Genomic DNA, 12,786 nt, shown 5'->3' with positions numbered 1-12,786 from the left:
ACCGTATAGTTTCCGGCCGGACCGTTCCGGTTACAGTGCTCGGATTTCAATTCCGACGGATTCGAAAACGTCAGCCTGGGGCGCCGAGCGAGGCGTACCGTGCGTTCCTGAGGGCCAGCCCCGGCCCGTCGGAGACAAGGTTGATGGACTCCACGCCGGCCCCGGGAAACACCAGCGACGTCAGGGCCTGTTCGCCTCCGTTGACAAAGACCTCGACGGAGGAATGGTCCACAAAAACCGTCAGGTCCACGCTGCCGTCCCGGGCCGGTGCCCGGGCGGTCCGGCGTTCCGTGAACAGCCGGCCCAGGTTGGTCCCGTCGGCTGGCTGTTTCCGGCTGACGGAAGCCGTCCCCGCGGCGAAGTCGTAGCCGATGGTGGCGTAGACGGCCTCCCCGCGGCCAAGTTGGAGCAGTGCCGTGGCGTCGCCGGCACCCGTTTCGCGGCCGCCGTCGGCTTCCAGGGTCAGGTCCAACCGGTAGGCGCTGCCGTTCACGGCGGGCAGGCCGGCCGTTCCGTCCGGGGTGATGGCTGCCGGCCCCGACGTAACGGGAGGGCCCTCAAGCCCGGCCAGCGCCCGGGCCGGCGTGGAAACCAGAGTCGGTTTGCCCCTGACGGTTTTGAGCCGGAGGTCGCGGACTATGGAGTCCATTCCGCCGTGCCAGTCAGCGGTGGGCAGTTTCCGGGCGTAATCCCAGTTGTTGACCCAACCGATGGCCTGGCGGGACTGCATCCGCTGGCCTTCCGTCAGCCGGGGGTCGTCCCAGGTCACGGCCGCGTAGAAGTCGGAGCCGGCATCCAGCCACTGGTGCCCGTTGCCAGCGGGGGTGAAAGTGGTCCCGTCCCAGCCGCCGGTCCAGTAGGCCACGCCGGTGGTGCCGCCTTCTCCGGCGCCGTTGCCGCTGGCAGCCAGGACCCAGGTTCTTTTGGCTGGGTCGCCGTCGAGATCGAGCTGGAAAAGATCCGGGCATTCCAGCGTGCCCAGGCCGGGCAGTTCAACGCTGGAGGTGTACCGCCAGGACTTGAGGTCCGTCGAGGTGTAGATGCCCAGTTTTCCACCCTCGGCCAACGTCATCAGCCATTGCCCGTTGGCCTCGTCCCGGATGATTTTGGGATCCCGCCAGTGGGTTTCACCGGGATTTTCCATGACGGGATTGGCGTCAAAGGCGGTGAAGCTGTAGCCGCCGTCGGTTGAGTGGAACAGCGACTGCCGCTGGACGCCCTGGTCCTGCTGCGTCAGGACGGCGATCACGGCGCCCTCCCCGAACCCGGCGGTGTTGTTGTAATCCACCACCGTGCTGCCGGTCTCAATGTCGCCCAGTCCATTTTTGTACTTGGGGATGGCAACGCCCTCGTCCTGCCAGGTCACCAGGTCGGTGCTGGTGAGGTGGTACCACTCGGTGCCGTTGCCTTCCGGGTAGTCGGCGTTGTAGAGGTAGTAGTAATGCCAGCGCCCGGCCAGGAAAAAGGGCCGCTGGGGATCGTTCATCCAGTCCTGTCCGGGAGTGATGTGGTACGCCGGGCGGTGCGGGGACGCTCCGGCGGGACGCTCCGGAACAGCCGCGGGGGTGGCCGGTGGGTCCGTTTTGCCCAGATCGGCGAGCATCGCCGCCGTTGCCTCGGGGGTGATGCAGTCAGGCCTGCTGATCTCCCGTTCCCCTGCCTGGCGCGTTGTGCCGTCTTCGCTGGACCGTACAAAATACCTGCCGTTGGTCCGTGCCGCGGCGACCCAGCCGTCCGCGCAGCTGATGCTGCGCAGGTCCTCCGCGCCGGCCGGGTCGACGGGGCCGCCGGCCTCCAGGGTCCGGTCGCCGCCCGCCAGCCAGTACGTCCCGTAGGCGTCCCGGGAGGCTTTGAGGCCGGCCTGGGCTGCTGCGACACTCCCAAGGGCAGTTTCGGCGCTTTCCTGGCCGGCATCAGGTGTTCCGGTGCGGGGCAGGAATGCCAGCAGCCCCACCAGCAGGATGCTGAGGGACAGCGCCACGGCCAGCCAGGTGCTGCGCGTGGCGGTGGCGGGGGAGGGGAGCCAATTCTTGGGCATCGGGACCGTTCGGGGTGAGGCCGGTACCGGCAAAGGAGCGGGGCCGCCTTGAGGGGGTCCCCGCTCCTTCCGGTGTGCGGGCCGGTGCGTCAGGCAGCAGTCCGCCGGGCAGGCTTACTTGTAGAGGCCCTTGCCGCCGACTTTGAGGTTGGTGGGCAGGTAGCCGAAGGGGCCCAGGCCGTTTTTGCCGAAGCTGCGGTCCACTTGTGAGACGCCGTCACGGAAGTTGATCTTGACGGTGGGGGAGAGGGACCCGCCCCGCACGCCGTTGACGTTGTCGATGAACGACTGCACCAGGCCGCCGGGCTGGACGTAGTGCGAGTACGCCTGGAACTGCCGGCCGTTCTGGTTGGGCGTGGGAGCCTCGGGGGATTCCGACGGAAGGTTCAGGTCCGTGGGGGAGCCAAGCGCCAGGCCGCTGTTGTTCATTGGCTGGTAGTCGGAGCGGATGCCGTTGCCCACGAAGCCGTACACGCCGTCGGGGCCGCGCATTCCGGCTGCGTACGTGAACTGGTGGCTGATGGTGAAGAGGTAGTACTTGTTTTTCCCGCCTTCATTCTGGATGAAGATCTGGGGGCGCTCAGTCTGGTCGTTCACGCAGTTGGCGGACAGGATGGGCGGCAGGAACGACCACTTGGTGAGGTCCTTGTTATCCGCCACGGCCAGGCCCACATTGGCGGTCTGGAAGTAGGCGCCGGCGCTGTTGACTTCAGCCACCGATTCGGCCTGCGCGTCACCTGGGCGGTAGCCCAGGTCTTCAGCCTTGCACTTGTAGTCGCCGCGGGTGCCGCCGGTGTTTCCTTCGAACACCATAAACGTCTTGCCGGGGTGCGCCGGGTCGGCGAAGGTGTACGGGTCACGGAACGCGAAGCCGGGGTTCTGCGCCTTGTTCTGGTACATCTTGCCGTCCGGTTCCAGCAGCTTGGTGTGTTCAAAGCCGTCGAACGTGACGCCGTTCTTGTCGGCGTGAATTTTGCCCAGCGCCTTCGCGATCGCCGCATCCGGGGCGATGCCGCCGCCGCCCGCGTTGCGCTCGGCCACGTCGTAGAACGTGGTGGCGGTGTAGAAGACGTTGACCTGGTTGCCCTGCATCAGGCGGGTGGAGCCCGACCATTCGGTGTTGCCGATCGACGCGCCGTCAGCGAAGACGTGGCCGCCGTAGTTCCACTTTTCTGCCGGGTCGGCGTTGGTTTTGCGGAAGAAGTACCCGATCCGGGCGTTCCAGTGGCGCTGGTCGAAGCCGTACCCGGCGTGCCGGTCGGCCACCAGCGAGAAAATGACGTCCCAGCCCTTGTAGCTGATCTGGTTGGCGTTCTCGTCGGTCAGCGACCAGGTGTCCCACACCCAGACGTCGTCGTTCATGGTGGGGAAATCCTCGGGGATTTCCGGCATGGTCACGTCAGGGCTCATGGAGTTCACGCCGGGGGCAACCGCGGGGTCGCTTTGCGCCATGATCTGCTTGGCGTCGGCACGGGTCCACTTGGAGGTGAAGTCCGACGCCGGGTCGAACGCCTGCTGGGAATGCCCGGTGGGGAGGGGGAAGCCCGGCGCCGGGGCCGGCATCTGCTGGCTTGCCGGCGGGTCTGACGGCTCGTTGGCCTGGGCGGCCGGTACGGCGAGGAACGTGGTGACGGCGAAGGCCGCCACCAGTGTCGCTGCGGCTGACCGTTTCCGGAGCCGGTGGGGTTTGTTGGGGTGCGTAAGCATGATGCTCTTCTCGGGGGTTTGTTGCCATGGGTGGAAGAAGGGCTGGTGCCCGGTTCCAGAACTCCGGCATCCCCAAGACAAAGAGCTGCCGCCGGGACGCCTTCGTTGTGGGGTGAAGGGTCGTTGTGCCCTTCGCAGAGGCGGCTGGGGAATCCCTGTGCTGCGCCTGTCAACACCCTAGGCAGAGTTGCGGAAGGGGTTCAAACCTCTTTACCCGGCGGAATTCCGGCGTTAGCGATCACAAAATGTAAGCGCTTACATTAAAATCCTGCGCGCGTTGCATGAGCCGCCGGAAGGAGTCAAATATGTCAGGCATCTCCGGAAATTGGGGTCCGGACGGTCCGTTGCGGGTGGCGCAGGCTCAGCCGCCGAGCGCCTGCGCCGCGATCTCCGCTAGCCTGTGGTCCCGGGTTTCCTCGTGTGCGGTAATGGTGATGACGGCGTTCCGGGCTGCGTCCACGATGACGTACTGGCCGTACTTGCCGTCCAGCCGCCAGCTGCCGCCGGGGCCGTCCCAGACGGCCAGGCCGTACCGCTGGTAGGGCGGTCCGCCGCCGGTGTCCACCCAGTGGGAATGCATCCGTTCGATCCACGCGGAGCTGACCAGGTGGCGTCCGTCCCACCGGCCGCCGTCGCGGAGCAGCCGGGCGATCCGCGCGAGTTCTTCCGTGCGCAGTTCCAGTCCGGAACCGCCGACGATCCACCCCTTCGGACAGCGGTGCCACTGGGGGTTGTGGATGCCCAGCGGGTCAAACAGCCGCGGCTGGAGCCAGTCGCGGACATCGCCCACCACGGCGCCGAGCAGGCGCATTGCCACGTAGGTGCTGGCATCCGAGTACTGGAAGGCGGTTCCGGTTCCGGGGGCCGGCCTGCGCAGCATTTCCTGGCCGAGGTCCGGCCAGGGAGCGGGCTCGTGACCGAACCACGCGAAATCGATGCCGCTGGTCATTGTGAGCAGGTGCCCCACGGTGACGTGTTCGACGCCGGGCCCCAGGACCATGCCCGGCAGCAGTTCCGGCACCCGGGAATCCAGGGTCAGGAGGCCGCCGTCGACCGCCATGCCCACGGCCAGCGCGCACACTCCTTTTGACGCCGAGTAGATATTGACCCGGTCATCACTGCGCCACCGGTGCTGTGCCGCCTGGTCACCCACCAGGACGTGGACGCCGTAGGCACCCAGGCCTTCCGCGTCCACGGCGGCCACAACGGAGCCGAGGACTGCGGCGGCGGTTGGCATCTGGCTGGTCTCCTGTCCGGTCAGGCGTGGGCCTGCGCCCGCACCGAAGTGCGTTCCACCGGCGGGCAGTGGATCCTGGCCGGTGCCTCGGCCGGAGCTTCGTCGATGCCCAGCAGGATCCGCACGCCGGCGGCCCCCAGCTCGTAGTGGGGAAGGGACACCGTGGACAGCGGCGGGCGCAGGTGCGCGGCGATCACTTCCTGGTTGTCGAAACCAACCACTGCCATGTCGTCGGGGATGGACAGGCCGCGTTCGCGCAGCCCGTCATAGAGGCCCATGGCCATACGGTCGTTGTAGCAGTACACGGCCGTGACGCCCCGTGCCAGGAGCCCGGCCGTGGCGCGGTAGCCGCCCTCCTGGTCCGGGTAGGCCTCCAGCACCAGCTCGGGATCGAACGGGATGCCCGCAGCCGCCAGGGCATCGCGGTATCCCTTCAGCCGGCCGTCCTTGGCCGGAGCCGGGATGGTGGCGTTGATAAAGGCGATCCGGCGGTGGCCGTGGCCCACCAGGATGTCCGTGGCTGAGCGGCCGCCCTGCTCCTCGTCGGGGACCACCGCACGTGTGCCGGGTTCCTCCGAGAAGCAGTTGACCAGCACAAACTCCGCTTCGCGGAGCGATTCCGGGATGCTGGTGGCCCTGTGGAACCAGGTGGAGTAGAGGATGCCGCGCACCTTGTACTCAAGCATCATGGCGATTGCGTCCTGCTCAAGCTCGGTGTTGCCTTCGGTGTTGGCGATCAGCAACGCGTACCCGTGCTTCCAGGCCTCATCCTGGGCGCCGTGGATGATCTGGCCGGCGAACGGGGTGGTGGCGACGCCGTCCGCCACCAGGCCGATGAAGCGTGAGGTGCCGCTGACCAGGTTCTTGGCCATCGCGTTGGGGCGGTAGCCGAGCGCCCGGATGGCGTCCTTCACGCGCTGGCGGGTTTCTTCCGCGATCCGAGCCCCTTTTTTTCTGTTCACCACCAGGGAGACGGTGGCGGTGGAGACCCCGGCGGCCTCCGCGACTTCCCGGAGGGTTGCGGGGTGGCTGCGTTCCGGCGGCTGGACCGGGCGCGGCAAGGGGGCCGGCTCACCGGAACTTTTCGTCTCTGAAATCATCTGCCCTCCGTCAGGAGTATATCCGTCAGTTGTGGGACTCATCCCTTGTTCGCCCCGCTCTCCAGGCCCTGGATCATGGCCTTGTTCAGGACCAGGAACACCAGCAGCAGGGGGGTGATGGTGACGCAGACGGCGGCAAAGGTGGCAGTCCAGTCGACTTTGCCCATGGCCCCGATGTAGTTCTGCAGCCCCAGCGGAATGGTCTTGAGGTCCTCGGACAGGACAAAGGTGTTGGCGAAGATGAAGTCGTTCCAGATGAAGATGCTGTTGACCAGCACCACGGTGACCACAGTGTTTACGGACAGCGGCAGCGTGATGAGCCCGAAGATCCGGTACGGGCCGGCGCCGTCCAGGGACGCGGCCTCATAGGTTTCGCGGGGGATGTATTCGAAGAATGAGGAGAAGAGGTAGATGGACATGGGCAGGGAGAACCCGGCGAGCGGGATGATCATGGACTGGTAGGTGTCCAGCAGGTTCACGGCGGAGTAGTCGATGAACAGCGGCACCAGGGCAATCTGGACCGGGACGATGATTCCGACCATAAAGAGGCCCCGGATGATCCTGCTGTGCCGAAAACCGAGGACCTGGAGGGCGTAGGCGGCCATCATGCCGAACAGGACAATCAGGATGTTGGCGCCCATGGTGACAATGAAGCTGTTCAGGATGTTCCTGCCCAGGTCCCCTGTCTCGAATGCCCTGGCGTAGTTCTCCCAGGTCAGCGAGCTTGGCAAGGCGAACGGATCCCCGGAGGCGAAGTCCTGTTCGGTGCGCAGGCTGGTCAGGAACAGCCAGGCGAGGGGGTACACCTGGACGATGATGATGAGCATGATCAGCACGCGGGACAGGGTGCGGGAAAGGCTCGGTTTGCGGCGCCGGCGCACGGCGACGGGGCTGGGCGGCCGGATGGTGGGTGGGGCGGCCGGGCTGGTCTGGGCGATCATTAGTCTGCCTTCCGCTTGAGCAGGAAAAGGATGAGGCCGACGGCGACGAGGCACTCGATCACGATGAAGACGGAGATGGTGCTGGCATAGCCGAAGTCGGTGCTGGTGAACGCCGTTTTGTACATGTAGGTGGTCAACAGCTCGGAGGATTGGCCGGGCCCGCCGTTGGTCATCAGGTAAGGGATGTCGAAGCCGCGGAGCCCGTACGTGGTTGCCATGATGGTGGTGGTGATCCAGACGGGCCGGATGTACGGGAACCGGATTTTGGTGAACAGGGTCCACTTCGAGGCGCCGTCCAGGACGGCCGCTTCCTCGAGTTCCTTGGGGACGGCGATCAGCGCGGCGTAGATGATGAGCATGTACAGCCCGGTGAAGCGCCAACCCTCCGGTGCGGAGACGGCGGCCAGGACGGTGTTGACGTCCGAGAGCCAGGGCCGCTCTAGGCTGCCGAGCCCGATCCAGTGCAGCAGCTGGTTCAGCAGCCCCACGGGGTCGATCGAGTAGATCCGGACAAACAGGAAGGCGATGGCGACGGTGGAGATCACGGCGGGAAGCAGGTAGAGCGTTTTGATGAGCTCCCGGCCCCGTCGCAGGGACGTGAGCAGGCTGGCCACCACCAGGGCCCCGCCCAGCTGCAGGACCAGGCAGATGGCCAGGTAGACCAGGGCGTTGAGGAAAGCGCGCCAGAAGATATCGTCGGCGACGAACATCCGGACGTAGTTGTCCAGGCCAACGAATTCCATGTCGCTGATGCCGTTCCAGGAGAAGAAGCTCAGGAACAGGGACTGGAGGATGGGAAAAAGGACGGCTGCGCAGTAGAGCAGCAGGGGCGGGAGCAGGAAGACGAGGACCGAGGTCCGTGACCTGTTGGGAAGCATGGCGGGCCTTTCGGGCGGGGGACCAAATGATCCCCCGCCGCTGTGGTTACTTGAAGAACTTGGGGGCGTTCTGCCCGATTGCCTTGTCCATGGTTTCGGTGAACTGGGCGGGGGTGATGTCGCCCTGGACCAGGAGGACGAGTTCCTGCTGCAGCCTGCCGTTGGTGGTGGGGTCCAGCTGGGTGTCCCACGGCATGGCCTGCTTGGCGCCGAGGTTGTTGGCCTGCTCCAGCGCTTTTTTGTACAGCGGGGTGGCGTTGGCGGGAACGGCGGTTTCGACGTCGGTGGTGGGCGACAGTGCGCCGGTGGCGGCGTATTCGGCGGGGTACTTCTGCAGTGCGAATTTCAGGAAGTCGCTTACCAGCGGGTCGTAGGTCTTGGTGTTCACGGCCATGCCGATGCCGGAGGGGGAGACGAACTCGTTGGCCGCCGTCGCCGATCCGCTGGTGGTGGGCAGGGTGAAGAAGTCGATGTCGTCGCGGACTGCCGGGTTTAGCTTGTCCGTGGCGAGGCTGGGCAGCTCCCAGGTTCCGATGTTGTACATCGCCGCCTCACCGTTGGTGAACAGGTTCTGCGCGTCGGAGTAGCCCTGGGCGGAGAAGCCCTCCTGGAAGCAGTCCGCCTTGCCCAGGTCTGCCATCCAGTTGACGGTTTTCTGTCCGGCTGCATCCGCAAAGGCGGCGTCGCCCTTCTTCAGCTGCTGGACAAAGTCCGGTCCGGCTTCCCGGAACGGCTGGTACGCCACATAGCGCTCCAGCGGCCACTGGTCCTGGCCGTCAATGGCGATCGGGGTGATCCCCGCGCTGCGCAACGCGGTGCACATGGCCGGAATATCGTCCAGCGAGGTGGGCACGGAGACGCCCGCCTTTTGCAGCAGTGCCTTGTTGTACCAGATAAATTCGAGCTCGAACTGGAACGGGATCATAAAGAGGGAGCCGTCGTCGAACCGCTGGTAGTCCAGGGCGCCGGGGCGGTAGCTGTCGTAGAGGTCCAATGACTTCAGCAGCTTTTCGGCGTCGACCATCTTGCCCTGCCCGGCCAGCTGCTGGGCGAAGGGGGTGGCGTCGGTGTCGAACAATTCCGGGAGTTTGTTGGCTGCGGCCAGGGTTTCCAGTTTCTGGATGTAGGACGGCCGGTCCGGGGTGGTGATGAGGTTCAGCTCGAACCCCGGGTGGTCCTTGGCGTAGTCATCGGCGAGCTTCTTCATGATGTTGATGACGGCGCCATCGGCGGGCCGGGACAGCAGCCACGATATTTCGCGGGGTTTGATCTCACCGGTGGGCGCTACGTTGGCGGGGTCGGCGGAACTACCGCCACCCCCGCAGGCAGTCAGGGCCAGGGCGGTGGCGGCTGCGACGGCGGCAGCGCGGAACAGTTTCTTCATTGCGGCAATCTCCCTTGATTGGAACGGAGGGTGGGGTGGGGTGCGGGTCTTCAGTTGTTGGTGCGCCGGCGCACTTCAAAGTCGGTGACGGTGACGGAACCTTCGCCGGCAAACACGCCGATCCGTCCTGTGGGCAGGTCGTAGATTCTGGTGCTCAGGGCCACCTGGCCGTCCACGGTGGCCACGCAGAGGTCGCCATCAACAACCACCTCCAGGGTGTGGAGTCCGGCGCTGAGCCTGCAGGGTCGCTCCAGTTCCAGCGCGAAAGGCACGTCGCCCGAGACCTGCCATTGGGCGTCGCCGGTGCGGGTCCGCGGCCACCGGTCAAAGACCAGCCGGCCACGCTTCGGTTCCAGGCGCAGGACGTAGGAGTGGTCGCCGTCCGCGCCGGCCCGCAGCAGGAGGCCGCATTCGGTGGTGCCGGCGGCGATGTCCAGGACCGCCTTCGCGTAGAACTGGGCGGGCAGGTCCTGGCCCGAAACGAGCGCCTCGTAGCCGTCCGGTACGTCGAGCCGGGCTGGCAGCGCGCGGTCGAAAGTTACGGGGACCTCGTCCCAGAAGCTTTCCACCACCTCGTCGGCGAGGCCGAATCCCAGCGTCCCGTCGACGTTCTGGCGCATCTCCAGGACGGCCATGGTGCCCGCCCACTGCCAGGGTCCGGCGTCGTGGTTTCCTTCCTTGCTGGCGATCCAGCCGAAAAGGAATCGCCGGCCGTCCCGGGCCGCCGATTTTGAGGCGTAGAACGCGCGGCCGTCGATGCTGTCCTGCTCCGGCACGGTCCACGGACCGTCGGGGCTGGTGGCCATCCGGTACCGGGTGGTGAAGCTTTCGGAGAATTCGGAGTAGACCATGTACCACCAGCCGCCCCAGGCAAACACGTCGGGGCATTCGTGGGTGATGTAGCGGCGCGGGTCCCAGAACGGTTCGGTGTGCCGCCACGTGAGCAGGTCGTCGGAGACGCACTGGGCGATGACGCCGCGGCGGCGCCCGGGGCCGGACCCGTGCCGTGCTGCCAGCAGCATCCGCCACGGACCCTGGCTGCCGTCGCGGAACACAAAGGGATCGCGCCAGTCGCCGGGTTCATAGCCGGCAGGTGCCCCGAATGTCAGCTCCGGGTGCTTGACCCAGGTCCGCATTCCGTCAGTGCTGGTGGCGTGCATGGCCAGCTGCAGCGGCAGGCCGTCCGGTCCCAGGTTGTCCGGGTTCTGCCCGGTGTAAAAGACGTGGTGGACTCCCGCGTCGTCCAGCACGATGCTGCCGGTGTAGGCGTTGAAGTCCAGGTCCGTGCTGCTGCCATGGGGGAGCGATACGCCGTGGTCCTGGAACTGCGTAAGGTCCTTGGTGGTGACCAGGTGCCAGGCCGTCCCGGGCTTGGGATCGGTGCGGACCTCGTGAAGGTAAAAGAGCCAGAATTCGCCGTCCTTCTCGAACGGGATAAGGTCTCCCACCCATCCATCGGCGGGCTGGAAAAAGACTGGATGATTCATCGGCGCTGACGTCCATTCTGCTAAAGCGTTTGATCACTCAAAGGCTAGCGCCGGGCCCAAGTTTGATCAAGCGTTTTAGCAAATTTCTTTTGGGCCCTGAAGTCGGGCTGATTAAACGCTTGATCAAGACGCTGTCTGCGCAGCCGGGATCGGAGCCGCCACCCTCTCCTGGAACCGCCGTCCGGGAGTTCGCTCGGGGCTGGTGGTGTGGTGCGGGCGTGCTCGTTTACGGCCGGGCGCTGCTGCGGCAGGGCGGGCTGGCAGGGCCGCGGTCAGACTTCCAAGTGGCTGTAGTCCGGCAGCTCGATCTTGTCCGCAGGAGGCGTAAAGAGCCGGCTGCCCACCCTGCCTGCGAACGGAGTCGCGGCAATCTTCAGGGCCAGGCCAAACACGGCAATGCCCAGCCGGCTTTTTGGGTTGGCGGCGCGTGGCGTGCCCGGCGGCAACTGCTGCGCCTGATTCACGTACGGGCGCATGATCCGTTCGTACCCGGCGAACGCGTCCAGGTGGTGGCGGTGTGCTGCAAGTTCGCCCGCGAGGACGTAGGCCCCGGTGATCGCCAGGCTTGTCCCCATTCCGCTGACCGGTGAGGCGCAGTACGCCGCATCACCCAGCAAGGCCACCCGTCCGTTCGACCACCGTGGGGCGAGCACCTGGCCGACTGATTCAAAATACAGGTCATCGGCGTCGTCAAGCGCGGCAAGGATACGCCCCGTTTCCCAGCCGGCGTCGCCGAACTGCGCACGCAGCCTGGCTCGCTGCTGCTCCAGGGTGCGGGAGCCGGCTTCCCGGCGGCCCTTGTCGGTAATGCGGTTCAGAGTGGCGCGGATGGTGCCTTGGCTGTCAGGCCGTAAGGTGACGGACCGCCCGCCGGGGGCGTTGTACCAGCGCCACCAGTCGTCGTCGGCGGCGGTCCGCGGGATGGTGGCGTAGGTGATCTCCAGGCCCAGGGGGCGGATTTCGGCTTCGTCCCCGAACGCCAGCTGCCGGGTGCCGGAGCCGATGCCGTCAGCCGCGACCACCAGGTCGAATCGTTCGTCGGGGGAGTTTTCGAAGCTGACCGTGACGCCATCACCGTCGTCCCGGATGCCGGTGATGCTGTCGCGGAAGCGGTAGTCAGTGTTGGGTTGGGTGCAGTCGACGAGGATTTCCGCCAGGTCGCCGCGCAGGATTTCCAGTTCCGCCGTGGCGCCCCCTGAATCTGAGGTTCCGGCCGGGAACTCCGCCACTGTTTGCCCCCCGGGGCCCAGGAACCGCGTGCCCACTTCCCCGGTGGTTGCGGCCCGGATGCTGTCCTCGAGGCCCATGCGCCGCGAGACTTCCCGGCCGGCCCCGCGGACGTCGACGTTTTGCCCGCCCCGCCGCAGTTCCGGGGCGCGCTCCACAACTGTGGGCTCGAAGCCATACCGGTGCAGCCAAAACGCCAGCGCGGGTCCGGCAATGCTTGCTCCGGCGATCAGGACTCGTGGTCCGGGCATAATTCCTCGATTTTCAGGGGGAGGGGGGCGTGCGTGAATTGGATAAAGGCACGTGGACCGGAATCAATAAAGCGTATTCTCCGGCGGGTGGGCCACGAGGAACACATCCACGGCGTCCTCGCGCTCCAGTTCAAAACCGTGGCGCTCGTAGAGCCGCCGGGCCGGGCTGCCCTGCAGGACGTTGAGCCGGAACGGCCGGCCATCGGCGTGTGATTCCATCACGGCGGCCAGGACCGCGCCGCCCAGGCCCTTGCCCTGCTGGTCGGGGGCCAGGTAAAAATGCTCAACCCACAGCCCGTCGGGTTCGGGGCGGACGGCGATGGCACCCACGCCGGTTCCGTCCGCCTCGATCACGAAGGTGTGGCCGGGCACAAAGCCGGCCAGGAACCTTTGCCGCACCCGCACGGGATCGAACCGGCCCAGCCGCTCAAGGTCGGGGCGGAGCACCACGGCGCGGAGCCCGGCGATCCATTCGGCATCGGCGGGACGGCTGGGGCGGAGGGACCAGTCCGGAAGCATACGGCCATTCAACCGCA

Annotated in this window: 10 protein-coding genes; all 10 read right to left on the bottom strand. The window is 66.3% G+C overall.

All coding sequences use genetic code 11. From position 1 onward, the window contains the following. Positions 1–70: 70 nt before the first annotated feature. Positions 71–2,038, bottom strand: a complete 1,968-nt coding sequence (locus tag QRN07_RS13135) for a glycoside hydrolase family 32 protein (protein ID WP_056599489.1) — start codon at positions 2,036–2,038, stop codon at positions 71–73. A gap of 114 nt (positions 2,039–2,152) precedes the next feature. Then, on the bottom strand, positions 2,153–3,745 hold the full coding sequence (locus QRN07_RS13130) for a glycoside hydrolase family 68 protein (RefSeq protein WP_050686882.1): 1,593 nt from the start codon (positions 3,743–3,745) through the stop codon (positions 2,153–2,155). A 361-nt stretch (positions 3,746–4,106) separates the two neighbouring features. Continuing rightward, positions 4,107–4,982 carry a serine hydrolase domain-containing protein gene (locus tag QRN07_RS13125; protein ID WP_285241252.1) on the bottom strand — a complete coding sequence of 292 codons (876 nt, stop codon included), beginning with the start codon at positions 4,980–4,982 and terminating at the stop codon, positions 4,107–4,109. A 20-nt stretch (positions 4,983–5,002) separates the two neighbouring features. After that, positions 5,003–6,082 (bottom strand): LacI family DNA-binding transcriptional regulator, encoded by a 1,080-nt coding sequence (locus tag QRN07_RS13120; RefSeq protein WP_285241251.1) that lies wholly within the window; start codon positions 6,080–6,082, stop codon positions 5,003–5,005. A gap of 38 nt (positions 6,083–6,120) precedes the next feature. Next, positions 6,121–7,023, bottom strand: coding sequence for a carbohydrate ABC transporter permease (locus QRN07_RS13115; RefSeq protein WP_285241250.1), 903 nt, complete (start codon positions 7,021–7,023; stop codon positions 6,121–6,123). Continuing rightward, positions 7,023–7,901 (bottom strand): carbohydrate ABC transporter permease, encoded by an 879-nt coding sequence (locus QRN07_RS13110; protein WP_050686875.1) that lies wholly within the window; start codon positions 7,899–7,901, stop codon positions 7,023–7,025. The genes QRN07_RS13115 and QRN07_RS13110 overlap by 1 nt, the downstream gene beginning before the upstream one ends. A gap of 46 nt (positions 7,902–7,947) precedes the next feature. Next, positions 7,948–9,285: an ABC transporter substrate-binding protein gene (locus QRN07_RS13105; protein WP_056599498.1), complete on the bottom strand. Its 1,338-nt coding sequence runs from the start codon at positions 9,283–9,285 to the stop codon at positions 7,948–7,950. Positions 9,286–9,335: 50 nt separating this feature from the next. After that, positions 9,336–10,772 (bottom strand): GH32 C-terminal domain-containing protein, encoded by a 1,437-nt coding sequence (locus QRN07_RS13100; protein WP_285241249.1) that lies wholly within the window; start codon positions 10,770–10,772, stop codon positions 9,336–9,338. Between the two features lie 272 nt (positions 10,773–11,044). After that, positions 11,045–12,250, bottom strand: coding sequence for an FAD-dependent monooxygenase (locus tag QRN07_RS13095; RefSeq protein ID WP_050686870.1), 1,206 nt, complete (start codon positions 12,248–12,250; stop codon positions 11,045–11,047). Between the two features lie 63 nt (positions 12,251–12,313). Further along, entirely contained in the window at positions 12,314–12,769 is a 456-nt protein-coding gene (locus QRN07_RS13090) for a GNAT family N-acetyltransferase (RefSeq protein WP_285241248.1), read from the bottom strand. Between the last annotated feature and the right edge of the window lie 17 nt (positions 12,770–12,786).

The sequence above is a fragment of the Pseudarthrobacter sp. MEB009 genome (assembly GCF_030208875.1).
Taxonomy (GTDB): domain Bacteria; phylum Actinomycetota; class Actinomycetes; order Actinomycetales; family Micrococcaceae; genus Arthrobacter.
Note: the sequence above shows the minus strand (reverse complement) of the source record. Positions and strands in the feature narration are given on the sequence as shown.